14 protein-coding genes are annotated in these 14,377 nt (G+C 60.8%); 12 read left to right on the top strand and 2 right to left on the bottom strand.

All coding sequences use genetic code 11. From position 1 onward, the window contains the following. Window positions 1–2 precede the first annotated feature (2 nt). The 10 genes from HJ583_RS09965 (at window position 3) to HJ583_RS09920 (ending at window position 10,638) form a co-directional block, all read left to right on the top strand. Window positions 3–1,067 carry a protein-glutamate methylesterase/protein-glutamine glutaminase gene (locus HJ583_RS09965; RefSeq protein WP_170021770.1) on the top strand — a complete coding sequence of 355 codons (1,065 nt, stop codon included), beginning with the start codon at window positions 3–5 and terminating at the stop codon, window positions 1,065–1,067. A gap of 120 nt (window positions 1,068–1,187) precedes the next feature. Beyond that, window positions 1,188–1,493: an STAS domain-containing protein gene (locus HJ583_RS09960; protein ID WP_170021769.1), complete on the top strand. Its 306-nt coding sequence runs from the start codon at window positions 1,188–1,190 to the stop codon at window positions 1,491–1,493. Window positions 1,494–1,813: 320 nt separating this feature from the next. Then, on the top strand, window positions 1,814–2,779 hold the full coding sequence (locus tag HJ583_RS09955) for a chemotaxis protein (RefSeq protein WP_170021768.1): 966 nt from the start codon (window positions 1,814–1,816) through the stop codon (window positions 2,777–2,779). A gap of 19 nt (window positions 2,780–2,798) precedes the next feature. Next, window positions 2,799–3,746 (top strand): chemotaxis protein, encoded by a 948-nt coding sequence (locus HJ583_RS09950; RefSeq protein ID WP_101942504.1) that lies wholly within the window; start codon window positions 2,799–2,801, stop codon window positions 3,744–3,746. Window positions 3,747–3,763: 17 nt separating this feature from the next. Then, the gene (cheY, locus tag HJ583_RS09945) at window positions 3,764–4,153 is read left to right on the top strand and encodes a chemotaxis response regulator CheY (protein WP_216821720.1); all 390 of its coding nucleotides are present in this window, start codon (window positions 3,764–3,766) and stop codon (window positions 4,151–4,153) included. An 83-nt stretch (window positions 4,154–4,236) separates the two neighbouring features. Next, window positions 4,237–5,133: a protein phosphatase CheZ gene (gene cheZ, locus HJ583_RS09940; protein ID WP_170021767.1), complete on the top strand. Its 897-nt coding sequence runs from the start codon at window positions 4,237–4,239 to the stop codon at window positions 5,131–5,133. A 62-nt stretch (window positions 5,134–5,195) separates the two neighbouring features. After that, a complete protein-coding gene (locus tag HJ583_RS09935; RefSeq protein WP_170021766.1) occupies window positions 5,196–7,124 on the top strand; it encodes a chemotaxis protein CheA in 1,929 nt (642 codons plus the stop codon). Window positions 7,125–7,265: 141 nt separating this feature from the next. Next, on the top strand, window positions 7,266–8,531 hold the full coding sequence (locus tag HJ583_RS09930) for an RsmB/NOP family class I SAM-dependent RNA methyltransferase (protein WP_170021765.1): 1,266 nt from the start codon (window positions 7,266–7,268) through the stop codon (window positions 8,529–8,531). Window positions 8,532–8,543: 12 nt separating this feature from the next. Then, window positions 8,544–9,782 (top strand): mechanosensitive ion channel family protein, encoded by a 1,239-nt coding sequence (locus HJ583_RS09925; RefSeq protein WP_170021764.1) that lies wholly within the window; start codon window positions 8,544–8,546, stop codon window positions 9,780–9,782. Window positions 9,783–9,807: 25 nt separating this feature from the next. Further along, window positions 9,808–10,638: a mechanosensitive ion channel family protein gene (locus HJ583_RS09920; RefSeq protein ID WP_170021763.1), complete on the top strand. Its 831-nt coding sequence runs from the start codon at window positions 9,808–9,810 to the stop codon at window positions 10,636–10,638. 72 nt (window positions 10,639–10,710) lie between these two features. Here HJ583_RS09920 and leuA read toward each other — a convergent pair whose 3' ends face one another. Next, window positions 10,711–12,354, bottom strand: a complete 1,644-nt coding sequence (gene leuA, locus HJ583_RS09915; RefSeq protein ID WP_170022013.1) for a 2-isopropylmalate synthase — start codon at window positions 12,352–12,354, stop codon at window positions 10,711–10,713. Between the two features lie 209 nt (window positions 12,355–12,563). Then, complete coding sequence (locus HJ583_RS09910; protein ID WP_170021762.1) at window positions 12,564–12,704, bottom strand: hypothetical protein; 141 nt, start codon at window positions 12,702–12,704, stop codon at window positions 12,564–12,566. A 132-nt stretch (window positions 12,705–12,836) separates the two neighbouring features. Here HJ583_RS09910 and HJ583_RS09905 point away from each other — a divergent pair, with 132 nt between their 5' ends. Then, window positions 12,837–13,292 carry a MarR family winged helix-turn-helix transcriptional regulator gene (locus HJ583_RS09905; protein ID WP_170021761.1) on the top strand — a complete coding sequence of 152 codons (456 nt, stop codon included), beginning with the start codon at window positions 12,837–12,839 and terminating at the stop codon, window positions 13,290–13,292. Continuing rightward, window positions 13,289–14,374, top strand: coding sequence for an HlyD family secretion protein (locus tag HJ583_RS09900; protein WP_170021760.1), 1,086 nt, complete (start codon window positions 13,289–13,291; stop codon window positions 14,372–14,374). The genes HJ583_RS09905 and HJ583_RS09900 overlap by 4 nt, the downstream gene beginning before the upstream one ends. Window positions 14,375–14,377 lie beyond the last annotated feature (3 nt).

Below are 14,377 nucleotides of genomic sequence, written 5' to 3'. Positions count from 1 at the left end.
TCATGACAAGCAAAACCCGCGTGCTGGTGGTGGATGATTCGGCCCTCATGCGTTCCTTGCTGGCCGAGATCATCAATGCTGCACCTGATCTTCAGGTGGCTGGTACGGCGCGTAACGCTCAGGAAGCCGGCACCCTGATCCGGGCGCTGCGGCCCGAGGTGATCACGCTCGACGTAGATATGCCGGGCATGGATGGAATCGCTTTTCTCGAGCAACTGATGCGCAGCGACCCGATGCCGGTGGTGATGGTGTCTGCGCTCACCGAGCGCGACTCCGAAGTTGCCTTGCGAGCACTCGAATTGGGCGCTATTGACTATGTATCAAAACCCAAGCTTGATCCACTTGCTAACATTCATGCCTGCGCCAACGAAATCTGCGAAAAAATCCGGATAGCTCGGCAGGCCCGCAGACCTGCCCGTCCTGTTGCGGGAGCTGGCCAGCGCCTGGCAGGGCGCTCGATTTCGCTGGATGTGCACCTGCCCGCGAGGGTATTGCAGGAGCGTCTGGTTCTGATCGGTGCGTCCACGGGAGGGACGGAAGCGCTGCGAGCATTGCTCACGGCGCTACCTGAGAAAATGCCGGGCATCCTGATCGTGCAGCACATGCCGGAGATGTTTACCGGCTCGTTTGCGCGGCGTCTTGACGGTTTGTGTGCCCTGACGGTGAAAGAGGCTGACGATGGTGAGCCGGTCAAGCCCGGTACGGTTTATATTGCGCCCGGCCACTCGCACTTGCTGGTGCGGCGGGCAGCGGGCGGGTTTCGCTGCGAGCTCTCGCGTGAATCGGCAGTCAATCGTCACCGACCGTCGGTTGATGTACTGTTCCACGCCGGCGCACGTGAAGTCGGCAAACATGCCGTCGGCGTGATGCTGACCGGGATGGGTAAGGATGGTGCAGCCGGAATGCTGGAGATGCGCAAGGCAGGCGCCTGGAATATCTGTCAGGATCAGGAAAGTTGTGTGGTGTGGGGGATGCCGCGTGAGGCTACGCTGAATGGCGCAGCTAATGAAATAGCCCCTCTGTGCGAGATTCCCGCACGGGTGATCAATAGTTTGCGTGGCACGTAGGCACCCGGCTGGGCATAATGTCTCAAGCTGCGGCGGCAGATGACGTAATCGGCCAGTAGGTACAGGCGCTGTGCGTGCCAAATTTGAATTTGAACAGCTTGGAGTAACGGGAGAATCTCGATGGAAGCTCAAGTCACGGTAAATGATTCGCAAGCAGTGCTGCGACTGGGAGGGCGCTTCGATTTCAAGGCGCACCGTGAATTCCGCGATGCGGTGGATAGTCTGCTCGGACAGGCTGGCAGCAAACCGCTGCAAGTGGACCTGGGAGACGTGTCCTACCTCGATAGCTCGGCGCTGGGCATGCTGTTGATGCTGCGCGACAAGGCCAAGGCTGCCAACAAGGATGTGGCGTTGGTTGGCGTGAAGGGCAGTGTGCGTCAGGTGCTTGATATCGCTAATTTCTCCAAGCTTTTCTCTATCAGCTGAGCGTCCTGCCCAGTTGAAAGCCTGCCCTGCGGCGAAAGCCTGCGGGGCGGGGCAGTCCTCCTGCCCTGAAGTTCCGGCTGTTTTTTCCCTCTCAAGTTGTTTCCGGTGCGACCGATATTCATTCGGTGCGTTGAGCCTTTCCGTGCCCGGCGCATCGCACCCGGCGTGGGTGGCTTCATGGCAGGCAAGGCTCGCAGCGCGTTGAGCGGTGCCGCTTCTGACCCACTCAAGTTCATCCGCCGGGTGCCGTAAAACCCTCAGGGGCAGCGCTCTGGCTCATCCAGTCAGAACGCGGCGGACAAGAACACGTGGAGAACACCATGTCGGAATTGCTGAAGAACATTGATGCACGTACGCGGCTTGCCGGCACCAACAAGCTGGAAATCCTGCTTTTTTCACTCGGTACCGATGTGCGCACCGGGCGCAAGGAGAGCTTCGGCATCAACGTATTCAAAGTGCGTGAGGTGATGCGTACGCCGCCGATCACTGCGGCACCGGAGATGCAGGATGGCGTGGAGGGGATGGTGTCCCTGCGTGGCCAGCTGGTGCCGATTGTGGATCTGGCCAAGTATTGCGGGATTGATCCGGATGGCAAGCGCGAGATCATGATCGTGACCGAGTACAACGGCCACACCCAAGGTTTTCTGGTCGAAGCAGTGGATACCATCCTGCGTCTGGACTGGGAGCAGATGCGCATTCCGCCGGACATGATGACCAGCCGCATGGGTGGTTTGGTGACCGCCGTGACCGAACTCGAAGGCAATCGGCTGATCATGATGCTGGACGTCGAGAAAGTGCTGGCTGAGACCACCAAGATCGACGATGACTATCTCTTCAAGGACATTCAGCCGCTCAAGCGCGATTTCACCGTGCTCTATGCGGATGATTCCTCCGTGGCCCGCAAGCAGATCGAAAAGACGCTCGATGCGCTGAACGTCAAGCAAATCGCGGCGGTCAATGGCCGGGCGGCCTGGGATGAGCTCGAACGCATTGCTAAGCATGCCGAGCTGACCGGCCGCAAGGTGTGGGAGATCCTGCATCTGGTGCTGACTGATGTCGAGATGCCGGAAATGGATGGCTACATCCTCACCAAGAAAATCAAGACCGACCCCCGGTTTGATGGGGTGCCGGTGCTGATGCACTCCTCGCTTTCCAGCAGTTCGAACCAGACGCTGGGCAAATCTGTCGGGGTGGATGGTTACGTGCCCAAGTTTGAGCCGCATCGTTTGGCGGGCGCGGTTCGCGCCATGCTGGCACCGGAAGAAAACCCTGAGGCTCTGGCCTGATCGATAGCAAGGGATCGTCATGGAAAACGCAAACCCCAATCTGCTCGAAGCCGTAGATGCCCGCACCAAACTGGCGGGCTCCAACCGGATGGAAATCCTGCTCTTCGCGCTTGGTACCAATGAAACCTTCGGTATCAACGTGTTTAAGGTGCGTGAGGTTTCCAAGACGCCTTTCATCACCCGTGCGCCCAATATGCCAACCGGGGTGGAAGGTTTGATCTCCTTGCGCGGCAACGTGATTCCGGTGCTGTCGCTGGCCAAGATCCTTGGCATTGCCAAGCCGGGACAAGGTCTGGGCGGTTCGATGATGGTCACTGAATACAGCAAGCGCACGCTTGGCTTCTTGGTGCATGACGTGGATCGCATCATCCGGGTCGAGTGGGACAAGGTGCGCCAGCCCGAAAACATGGCCGGCACCACTCAGAACTACATTACTGCGATCACCGAACTGGCCGATGGCAAGCTCGTCTCCATTCTCGATGTGGAGACCATCCTTTCGCAGACCTTCGGCGAGGCTCCGGTGGGGCAGATCATGGCGCTGGACCGCGATGTCGAGGTCAACATCTTCTTCGTGGATGACTCGGCGATTGCACGCAAGAAGATTGCCGAAGTGCTCGACAAACTCGGCGTTCGCCATAAGCACGCGCTCAATGGTCTGGAGGCTTGGACGCGGCTCGATGGCATGGCCACTCACGCGCAGCAGCAGAAGCGCCGCCTGAGCGACGAGATCAGCATGATTTTGGTGGATGCCGAAATGCCCGAGATGGATGGCTACGTGCTCACCCGCAACATCAAAAACGACCCGCGCTTCGATGGCATCCCGGTCGTCATGCATTCATCCCTCTCATCCGAGGCTAATCGCTCGATGGGCAAGGCGGTAGGGGTGGATGCCTATGTTGCCAAATTTGATGCAGAGATACTGGCCGAGACTTTGCGCCCGTATCTTTTGAAGGCCTACAAGGACTAATCCGGAGAAAACCAATCATGTCCGATCCGAAAATGAAATTCCTGGTGGTGGACGACTTTTCGACAATGCGTCGGATTGTGCGCAACCTCCTCAAGGAGTTGGGATACACCAACGTCGATGAGGCGGAAGACGGTGTCGTAGCCATGCAGAAACTCACTGCAGGGGGGTTCGACTTTGTGGTGACCGACTGGAACATGCCCAACATGACCGGTATCGAGTTGCTCAAGGCCATTCGTGCCAATGCCCAGCTCTCGCATCTGCCCGTGCTGATGATTACTGCCGAGGCCAAGAAGGAGAACATCATCGAAGCGGCCCAGGCCGGCGCCAGCGGCTACATCGTCAAGCCTTTCACGGCGGCGACCCTCTCCGAGAAGCTCGGCAAGATCTTCGAGAAGATGGGCAAGTGAGCCTGCATTCAGGCGATACATCGCGAGCCTGTACGGGGACTCCCCGGCTCGCAGCGGACTGAAAAGACTTAGGAGCCGATACCATGGCCAAACGGCTGAAAGCGGACGAATCTGGTGACAACGACGAACTGCAAGCGCTGTTCGATTCGATAACGGACACTGCCGAACCGGCTGCTGCGCCGGTGAGCCCAGCGGTAGCGAAGGCAGTTGCACAAGTAGTCAAGGATGAAGGGGATTCTGATGACTTGCAGGCGCTGTTCGACAGCGTTGCGAGTGGTGGTGCGGCTGTCGCGACCGCACCGGCAGATCCGGTAGAGGACACGGTCAATCTGAAGGAAGTGGTGGCGGCGGCGTCCAGCATGTCGCCCGAGGAGCGACATCAGCAGGCTTTCCTGCAGATCGGTCAGCTTACGCGCTTGCTGCACGACACCATCCGCCAGCTCGGTTATGACCGAATGCTGGAGGAGACCGCCGAGAAGCTGCCTGACGCACGCCAGCGCCTCTCCTATATCTCGCAGATGACCGAGCAGGCCGCTAGTCGCGTGCTCAATGCTACTGACATTGCAAAGCCGATTCAGGATCGCATCGAGACGCAATCCAGCGAGCTTGGTTCGCGCTGGTCGAAGCTCTACAACAAGGAGCTGTCCGTGGCGGAATTCAAGCTGCTGGCTGCCGATACGCGCAGCTTCCTTGATCAGTCAGCGAAAGACAGCAAGATCGTCAACGAGCAGCTGCTTGAAATCATGATGGCGCAGGACTTCCAGGATCTCACTGGCCAGGTCATCAAGAAGATCGTGGACATGGCCAGCAAGATGGAGAACGGCCTGCTTAAGGTGCTGATCGACATCATGCCGGAGAGCAAGCGGGTGGCTGCCGAGGATGGTTTGCTCAATGGCCCGGTGGTCAATGCCGAAGGGCGAGAAGACGTAGTTACCAGCCAGGAGCAGGTCGACGACCTGCTCGACAGCCTGGGGTTCTGAATGCCGGTCATTACATGTACCGGGCACAGGTTTGATTCATCAGCACACAACCGGAGTCAGCCATGAGCGATTTCGCGGGAATGGAAGATCTGTTGCAGGATTTCCTGATTGAAGCCGGGGATCTGCTGTCCGGGGTCGATAACAAGCTTGTCGACCTTGAGCGCAATCCCAATGATCTGCATCTGCTCAACGAGATCTTCAGGGGTTTCCACACCATCAAGGGCGGTGCGGGTTTCCTGAATGCAGCTGAACTGGTGACCCTGTGCCACCTGACAGAAAACCTGTTCGACAAGTTGCGAACGGGGGAACTGAAGGTCGGCCCCGAGATGCTGGACGTGATTCTCGGTGCCACTGCTGCCGTGCGTTCCATGTTCGGTGATCTGGAGCGTGGCCTGCAGCCCGCGGCGGCTGAGGCTCAGTTGCTTGAGCAACTCAAGCAGGCGCTGGCAGGAACTCTCTCCAGTGCTCCGGCTCCCGCCAAGCCAGTCGCTGCGCCGGCGCCGGCACCTGTAGCCAGCGTGCCAGCAGTGTCCTCCGGTGGTAATGATCCGGATTGGAATGCCTACTACCATGCCGTGACCGGTGTTACGCCGGCAGGTGAGGGTGGCTTGCCGGAAATTCCTGTCACTGCGACAGCAGAGGATCCGCACCTCAATGAAACAGTGGCAGCCGAGATCATTCAGGCTGCTGTGGGGCGGCGTTCTACCGACAAGCCAGGTTATCAGGGCCCCCCGGGAGGGCGTCGGGAGGGCGAGCGCCAGCGCGACAACTCGATTCGTGTCGACACCTCGCGTCTTGATCAGGTGCTCAACCTCTCTGGCGAGATCGGCCTGACCAAGAACCGGCTCACGGCCTTGCGCAGTGACATTCTCAACGGCAAGAACGATACCGATACCTTGCATGCACTCGATCTGGCGGTGAGTCAGCTCGACCTGCTGGTTTCCGATCTGCAGAATGCGGTCATGAAGACGCGGATGCAGCCGGTGGGCCGCCTGTTCCAGAAGTATCCGCGGATTGCTCGAGATCTGGCCCGCTCGCTGGGTAAGGATGTCGAGATGATGCTGGCTGGCGAAGATACCGAGATCGACAAGACCATGATCGAGGATCTCTCCGACCCGATCATCCACCTGATTCGCAATGCAGTGGATCACGGCATCGAGTTGCAGGCGGAGCGCATGTCCTGCGGTAAGCCGGAGAAATCCATCGTGCGCCTGGAAGCTCGTCAGGAGGGCGACCACATCGTGATCGTGGTCGCGGACGACGGACGCGGCATGAGTGCCGAGCGTTTGCGCGCCAAGGCTCTGGAGAAAGGCCTCATCTCGGATGAAGAAGCCAACACCATGGATGAGCGGCAGAGCTTCAACCTCATCTTCCTGCCGGGCTTTTCGACTGCCAGTACCGTCTCTGACGTATCCGGCCGTGGCGTGGGCATGGACGTGGTACGCACCAACATCCAGAAACTGAATGGCTCCATCGAGATCAAGTCGGTGTTGGGCAAGGGCACCGAGTTCGTCATCTCGCTGCCGCTGACCCTGGCCATCCTGCCGGTGCTACTGGTTTGCCTCGAAGATCAGCCGTTCGCGGTGCCGCTGTCGATGGTGCGCGAAATCCTGCCGATCGAGCCGAAGGAAGTCCAGGAGTTGGGCGGGCGCGCCACCATGGTGGTGCGCGGCGAGGTTCTGCCTATCGTCACGCTGGCCGCTTTGCTGGGCTGGCCGCAGGAGCGTGTGCCGGAGTATGGCGTGCTGATGCAGTCGGCCGAACAGAGCTTCGTGCTGGCAATCGACTCCTTCGCCGGGCGTGAGGATGCGGTAATCAAGTCGCTGGACGATTTCCGGCCCAAGGGCGTGGCAGGTGTCACCACCTTGTCGAATGGCCAGATCGTGCTGATTCTGGACATGAAGGAACTTCTTGGCGGTATGGGCGAGCAGAAGGTGGCTACCCGAGCCCAGCTTCTGCTGGAGCATCGCCAGATCGCAGCTGCAGCCTGACAGGTCGGACCTGTCCGGACAGGGAGGAGGCGGGCTTGCCCGCCTTCTTTTTTGCCCGGGATTTGCGCGATCGCAGCGGATGCCGGGTGCGATGCACATCGCGGTTGGCGGGAATGCGCGTACAAATGGGATAATCACGACATGACTACGAATATCACCTCCGCTCAACTGGACGCAGCCTCCGACGTGCTCGAAGACGTGCTGCGTTTCCAATCCCCCGCTGACAGCGTGCTGTCCGGTTTTTTCCGCGCCAACAAGAAGGCTGGCGCACGTGATCGTGCCTTCATAGCAGAGGCCGTGTACGGTGTGCTGCGCAATTTGCGCCAGCTGCAGGCCGTAGTGGGCGAATCAGTGCGTGCCCGCAAGCTCGTGCTGGCCTGGCTGATCCGTGTGGAAGGCTATTCGCAGCGCCACCTGAATCCGCTGCTGTCGAAGAACGAGTCAGACTGGATCATCGAAGTGAAGTCCACCGCCTGGACTGCAACGACGCTGGGCGAGCGAACCAATATGCCCGACTGGCTTGCGACGCGTCTCGAAGCTCAGTTTGGTGAAGAGAAACTGCTGGCTTTGTCCGCAGCTTTTAATCGCCCCGGTCCGCTGGATCTGCGCGTGAATCCGCTCAAGGCCGAGCGTGATGTTGTGCTGGCGCAGTTTGCCGCCGAAGGCATCGTGGCTACGGCGTGTACTTACTCGCCGCTGGGCATTCGTCTGGAGAGCAAGATTTCGCTGCAAAAGCATCCGCTCTTCCTTGATGGCAGCCTCGAAGTGCAGGACGAAGGCTCGCAGCTGCTGGGCTTCCTCGTGGCGCCCAAGCGTGGCGAGATGGTCACTGATTTCTGTGCTGGCGCGGGTGGAAAGACCCTGCTGCTGGGCGGGCTGATGCGCTCCACCGGCCGTCTGTATGCCTTCGATGTGTCCGAGAAGCGTTTGCAGAAAGCCAAGCCGCGTTTGGCGCGTGCGGGGTTGTCCAATGTCCATCCGGCCGCCATCGACCATGAAAACGATTCGCGCATCAAGCGTCTGGCCGGCAAGATGGATCGCGTGCTGGTTGATGCGCCGTGCAGTGGTTTCGGTACCTTGCGTCGCAACCCGGATCTGAAGTGGCGCCAGACAGAGCCCGGAGTGATCGAGCTTACCGAGAAGCAGGCCAGCATCCTTACAGCGGCCTCGAAACTGGTGAAAAAAGGTGGTCGTCTGGTGTATGCCACCTGCTCGCTGCTGGATGTCGAGAACGATGTGGTTGTGGATGCGTTCCTGGCAGCGCACCCGGAGTTCAAGCAGATTTCTGCCACCGAAGTACTGGCCCAGCAGAAAATCGTACTGGATACCGGTGAGCGCTTGCGCCTCGATCCGCTTACGCATGGCACGGATGGCTTCTTTGCCGCTGTGTTCGAGCGCGTGGCTTGAGGGTCGTCCTTAATGAATAGTTTGCTGGCCGACATTCTGAGCCTGTTCCAGCAGCCGGCCGCGCTGCGCGAACTGGGCATGATTGGCGTGTTGCTGGTGACTGCGGCATTGTTCGCGCGCGGTGTGCGCGGGCAGATAAAAGGGAATGCCGCCGCGAGCGGCATGCGTCAACTGGCCTTCCCGCTGCTGGGGGTGCTGTTGTTGAGCATCATGCGCTTCGTGGCCCACCACAATGCTTGGCCCCTGCATTTCGTAGCGGTGGCGGTGCAACTGCTGTGGGCCATGGCGGGTATCCGCATGGCAGTGTTCGCCGTGCAGCATGCGTTCCCCAAAGCTCTCTGGGTTCGCAGTTTCGGGCGCAACATCGCCGCACTGGTATGGTGTGGCGTAGCGCTGGATCTGGTGGGTATCCTGCCTGAGATGATTGCCTGGCTGGATGGCTTCGTCATCCCGCTTGGCAAGAGCCACATCACGCTGTGGGGCGTTTTCCAGGGCGTAGCCTCGGTGTTCGGCTCACTGATTGTGGCGCTGTGGCTGGGTGGTGTGATCGAAGCGCGCTTGATGCAGGCCGGCGGGCTGGATTCGAGCGTGCAGGTGGTGCTCTCGCGGGTGGCCAAGGCGCTGTTGATCCTGGTCTCCATCCTGGTCGGTGTTGAACTGGTGGGGCTGGATCTCACCGCCCTCTCCGTGTTCAGTGGTGCGCTGGGCGTGGGTCTGGGCTTGGGCATGCAGAAGATCGCCAGCAACTATGTGTCCGGTTTCATCATCCTGCTCGATCGCTCGATCAAGATCGGCAACCTGATCCAGGTCGGCAACGAGCGGGGCGAGGTGCTTAACATCACTACGCGCTACACGGTGCTGCGAGCCCTGACTGGCGCGCATTTCATCGTGCCGAACGAGGTACTGGTCGGCTCGGTGGTACAGAACGATTCCTTCGTGGATCCGAAGACCCGCGTGGCGGTGCAGGTACAGGTCGCTTACGGAACCGACGTTGAGCGTGTCTTGCCCATCCTGGAAGAGATTGGCAGGAAGCCAGAACGTGTGAGGCAGGAGCCGGCGCCACAAGCCTATCTGGTGTCGTTTGACGAGAGTGGCATGACGCTCGAGCTCGGCGTATGGATTGCGGATCCTGGTAGCGGCACGCTGGGCCTGCGCTCAGATCTGAACCGGGCCGTGTTGCAGCGCTTCCGTGAGGAGGGTATTGAGATTCCCTTCCCGCAACGCGAAGTGCGCGTGCTGAATCCGGCCTGATCCTTTTATTCCAAGGTGCTTCCTGATGGATAAATCACTGGCCATGCTGGATCAGGTGCAGACGGTTGTCGTGACGCAGGCCGTCAGCTTCGGGCCCAAAGTGCTCGTTGCGGCGATCATCGTCGGTGCCGGTTTCTACGCCGGGCGCTGGGCCGGGAAGATGCTCAAGCGCTCGCTGATGCGCATGAAGCTCGAACCAGACCTTGAGCTGCTGCTAGTGCGTGTGATGCGTATCGCGGTGCTGGCGCTCTTTGGTGTGATCGCGCTGCAGAACCTGGGCGTACAGCTCCTGCCGCTGATTGCGGGGCTGGGTGTGGCTGGGGCCGGCATCGCACTGGCCATGCAGGGTCTGCTGTCCAATCTGGTTGCGGGTCTGACGATCATTTTTACCCATCCGTTCCGGATCGGAGAGTACATCAGCGTTGTTGGCGTGGAAGGCATCGTGAGCGACATCAGCCTCTTCAACACGGTGCTGACGCATGCCGACCAATCCCGCGTGGTGGTGCCCAATCGCAAGCTGGTCGGCGAAATCCTGCACAACTATGGCCATGTGCGCCAGCTGGATCTAGGCTTGCAGGTTTCTTACGAGTGTGAGCCTGCCAGCGTGTTGGCAATCGTGCGTGAAGTGTTGCAGGCCAATCCTGCTGTGCTGGCCGAACCTGCTGCGGTCGTGCAGGTTTCCGCGCTGGAAGACAATGGCATTCGGATTGCCGTGCGGCCGTGGGTGGCTGTCGGGGATGTAAGCCGGACTGGCGGCGAAATCAATCAGGCCTTGCTGGAAGTCCTGCGTGCCCGAGCCATCCGGCTGGCCCTGCCGCAGCGCGAAGTGCGTGTACTGGGTGCCGGGCAGGGCTGAAGTGCGCCAGGAATGTCGATTCCCGGAAGCCGGCTGAGGCAGCACCTCATGCCGGCTTTTTTGTGATCTGGTTCAGGCGGCCCGGTTGAGGGCCGAGATCAGTGCGCGCAGGGATGCCTCAACGATGCTGGTCGAACTGCCGGCGCCGAAGAGGGTGCCGGCTCGGCCCGGTACTGTGATCTCTACAAAAGCCATGGCGCGTGCATCCGAGCCGCTGCCAATCGAGCGTTCCTCGAAGCTGTGGATTGCGGCGGCAGATCCGATGGCGTCCAGCGCGGCGGCCAGCGGCCCGTTGCCGCTGCCGGCGAGGCTGCGCGCCTCGCCTTGCCATTCCACATCGAGCGTGATGCCGTGGCGCTCATGGCTCTCGTCGAGACGATGGTTCACGAGGCGTAGGGGCGATTCCGCTTCCAGATATGAGCGGGTGAACAAAGTCCAGATTTCGGCTGGCGTCATTTCGGCGCCCGTGTCGTCCATGTGTTGCTGCACTACGCCCGAGAATTCGACGAGCATGCGACGCGGCAGGGCGAGGCCGTAAGCCGTTTCGAGCAGCCAGGCGATGCCGCCCTTGCCGGACTGGCTGTTCACCCGGATCACCGAATCGTAGCTGCGGCCCAGATCGCGCGGATCGATCGGCATGTAGGGAACTTCCCACAAGGCGTCGTCCTTCTGCACCGCAAAGCCCTTCTTGATCGCATCCTGATGCGAGCCGGAGAAGGCGGTGAACACGAGATCGCCCACATAGGGATGGCGCGGATGAATCGGCAGGCGGGTGGATTCTTCGACGATGCGCGCGACTTCGTTGATGTTCGAGAAGTCGAGGCCGGGATCAATGCCCTGGGTGTAGAGGTTCAGCGCAAGCGTCACGAGATCCACATTGCCGGTGCGCTCGCCATTGCCGAAGAGGCAGCCCTCGACACGATCCGCGCCGGCCATCACGGCGAGTTCGGCGGCAGCAATAGCCGTGCCGCGGTCATTGTGCGGATGCACCGAGATGATCGTGGCGTTGCGCCGCGTGAGGTGGCGACACATCCATTCGATCTGGTCGGCGTAGACGTTGGGCGTAGCGCCTTCCACGGTGGCCGGCAGATTGAGGATCATCGGCCGCTCGCGCGTGGGCTGCCACACATCGGCCACGGCCTCGGAGATTTCGAGCGCGAAATCGAGTTCGGTGGAGCTGAATACTTCCGGGCTGTACTGGAACACCCATTCGGTTTCAGGCTGGGCGGCGGCGAGTTCCTTGATCTTTCTGGCGGCGTTCACCGCGATCTCGATGCAGCCAGCGCGATCCACGCCGAACACGGTGCGGCGGAAGACCGGCGCGGTGGCGTTATACACATGCACGATGGCACGCCGCGCGCCCTTGAGTGACTCGAAGGTGCGCTCGATGAGATGGTCGCGCGCCTGGGTCAGCGCCTCGATGGTCACGTCCTGTGGGATGCGGTCTTCTTCGATGAGCCGGCGCACGAAGTCGAAATCGGTCTGCGATGCGGCCGGGAAGGCGACTTCGATTTCCTTCAGCCCCACGCGGCAGAGCATGGCGAAGAAGTCGATCTTGGTGTCGACCGACATCGGCTCGAAGAGCGCCTGATTGCCGTCGCGCAGATCGGTACTCATCCAGATCGGGGCGCGACTGATGGTCTTGCCCGGCCATTGGCGGTCCGGGAGATTGATCGGGGCGAAGGCGGTGTACTTGCTGGACGGGTTCTTCAACATCGACATGATTTTTACTCCATTGCTGTTCCGGTTAGGGGCGGTGGCCAGAACGGGACAGCGGGCGGCCACGGCTTCGAGGCCCGCTATCCGGTGCGCAGTCGCAGCAGCAAGGTGTGAAGAGTCATGTCAAAAACCGTGATGGAGGCGTGCAAAAGCACAAGGCCTGCAGGGGTGCAGGAAGGTGAAGCGCAAAGCGAGGGGAGAGGGTCTTATCTGCGCGTGCGGCGCAGCAGACGCGGGTCTTGACGCAGACGCAGCGGTTGCAGGCGACGAGCCTGACGCTGGCGACGGGCCATGAAGGCCAGACCAAGGGAGAGAAGCAGAGCGAGGGCAAACAAAAACGTAGCCATGACTGAACCATATCGCCTGCCACGCAGGCGCGTCAAGCGCGGCGCGATTGGATTTTGCAATCTGTTTGATTTGCTGGCTGGACAAATACATGGCTATGCTTATCATAAGCAAAGCTTACTATTTACTTCGCCATGAATTCTCAGGAAGAACGCCTCGGCTTTCTCGTGACTGACGTTGCCCGCTTGATGCGGCAGATCTTCGCCCAGCGTATCGACGGCGACTCCCTGACGCTGGCGCAGGCTCGCGCACTGGTGCAGATCGCCCGCGAAGAGGGTCTGCGTCAGGTCGAATTGGCCGAGCGCCTGGACGTGCAGCCGATCACCCTGGCGCGCGTGCTGGATCAGCTGGAGGCCGAGGGGCTGGTGGAGCGTCGCGCGGATGCTGCGGATCGGCGCGCCTACCTGCTCTTTCTCCGGCCGGCCGCCGAGGCACATCTGGCGGACATCCGCCAGCTCGGCGAAGCCTTGCAAAGTCACGCCCTGCGCGGCCTTGATGCCGCGCAGATCGAAGTCCTGTATTCCGTGCTGCACGTCATGCGCAGCAATCTGGCGCAGCTGCGCCATCAGCAGAAAGACGACGCTTCATGAGTCACACATCCGAGTCCGCCGAAATTTCCTCCGTCACGCCGCTAACCCCGCAGGAGCGTGGTCGCCGCGTGAAACGCATGCTGCTGCTGTTGGGCTTGCCGCTGCTGGCCGGCTGCGTGGCGCTGGTGATCTATCTGCGGGGTGGGCGCGCGGTTGAGACGGATAACGCTTATGTGAAGGCCGACAAATTGTCGATCAGCGCCGAGGTGGCCGGGCCGGTGAAGGAAGTGCTGGTGCGCGAGAACGACGAAGTCAAGCTTGGGCAGCCGCTGTTCCGCCTTGATCCTGAGCCCTTTGCCGTGGCTGTGGCCAAGGCTGATGCCAAGCTGGCTCAGGCTCGCACCGATCTGGCCGCCCTCAAAGCGGCTTATCGCGAGAAGCAGGCCGAAATCAATGTGGCCCGTACGCGTTCGAGTTTTGCGGCCAAGGATCAACAGCGCCAGACCGATCTGGCGGCGAAGAACTTCATCCCGGTGTCCAAGCTCGATGATTCGAAGCAGGCTGCCGCGCTCGCCTCGCAGCAGGTGATTGCGCTGGAGCAGGATCTGCACCGGATTGCCGAGAGCCTCGGCGGCAGCGTGGATCTGCCGGTCGAGCGCCATCCTTCCTGGCTCGCGGCGCAGGCCGAGCTGGCCCAGGCACGTTTGAATCTGGCGCGTATCGAGGTGAAGGCGCCTGTCGCAGGCACCGTCAGCAAGCTGCCCAAGCCGGGCCAGTACCTCGCTGCGGGGGCAACAGCGATGTCGCTCGTTGCAGGCGGAGAGCTGTGGATCGAGGCGAATTTCCCTGAAACCGATCTGACCCATGTGCACCCGGGGCAGCCGGTCGAAGTCCGCGTGGACACCTTTCCGGATCAACGCTGGCTTGGCACGGTAGATAGCCTGTCCCCGGCCACGGGAGCCGAGTTTTCCGTGATCCCGGCGCAGAACGCGACGGGCAACTGGGTCAAGATTGCCCAGCGCGTGCCGGTGCGTATCCGCATGGAGCCGCAGGCCGGGCTGCCCGCCCTGCGCGCCGGCCTGAGCGCCACGGTAGAGATCGAGACCGGACATAAGCGACGCCTGCTGGGCTTCTCGCTGTAAGCC

The organism is Uliginosibacterium aquaticum, assembly GCF_012972705.2.
GTDB classification, from domain to species: Bacteria; Pseudomonadota; Gammaproteobacteria; order Burkholderiales; family Rhodocyclaceae; genus Uliginosibacterium; species Uliginosibacterium aquaticum.
This window is presented reverse-complemented; position numbering and strand designations above follow the sequence as displayed.

Excerpts from the sequence above, each read along its gene's own strand:
- HJ583_RS09965 (WP_170021770.1), top strand. The coding sequence starts at position 3 with ATGACAAGCAAAACCCGCGTGCTGGTGGTGGATGATTCGGCCCTCATG.
- HJ583_RS09960 (WP_170021769.1), top strand. The coding sequence starts at position 1,188 with ATGGAAGCTCAAGTCACGGTAAATGATTCGCAAGCAGTGCTGCGACTG.
- HJ583_RS09955 (WP_170021768.1), top strand. The coding sequence starts at position 1,814 with ATGTCGGAATTGCTGAAGAACATTGATGCACGTACGCGGCTTGCCGGC.
- HJ583_RS09950 (WP_101942504.1), top strand. The coding sequence starts at position 2,799 with ATGGAAAACGCAAACCCCAATCTGCTCGAAGCCGTAGATGCCCGCACC.
- cheY (WP_216821720.1), top strand. The coding sequence starts at position 3,764 with ATGTCCGATCCGAAAATGAAATTCCTGGTGGTGGACGACTTTTCGACA.
- cheZ (WP_170021767.1), top strand. The coding sequence starts at position 4,237 with ATGGCCAAACGGCTGAAAGCGGACGAATCTGGTGACAACGACGAACTG.
- HJ583_RS09935 (WP_170021766.1), top strand. The coding sequence starts at position 5,196 with ATGAGCGATTTCGCGGGAATGGAAGATCTGTTGCAGGATTTCCTGATT.
- HJ583_RS09930 (WP_170021765.1), top strand. The coding sequence starts at position 7,266 with ATGACTACGAATATCACCTCCGCTCAACTGGACGCAGCCTCCGACGTG.
- HJ583_RS09925 (WP_170021764.1), top strand. The coding sequence starts at position 8,544 with ATGAATAGTTTGCTGGCCGACATTCTGAGCCTGTTCCAGCAGCCGGCC.
- HJ583_RS09920 (WP_170021763.1), top strand. The coding sequence starts at position 9,808 with ATGGATAAATCACTGGCCATGCTGGATCAGGTGCAGACGGTTGTCGTG.
- leuA (WP_170022013.1), bottom strand. The coding sequence starts at position 12,354 with ATGTTGAAGAACCCGTCCAGCAAGTACACCGCCTTCGCCCCGATCAAT.
- HJ583_RS09910 (WP_170021762.1), bottom strand. The coding sequence starts at position 12,704 with ATGGCTACGTTTTTGTTTGCCCTCGCTCTGCTTCTCTCCCTTGGTCTG.
- HJ583_RS09905 (WP_170021761.1), top strand. The coding sequence starts at position 12,837 with ATGAATTCTCAGGAAGAACGCCTCGGCTTTCTCGTGACTGACGTTGCC.
- HJ583_RS09900 (WP_170021760.1), top strand. The coding sequence starts at position 13,289 with ATGAGTCACACATCCGAGTCCGCCGAAATTTCCTCCGTCACGCCGCTA.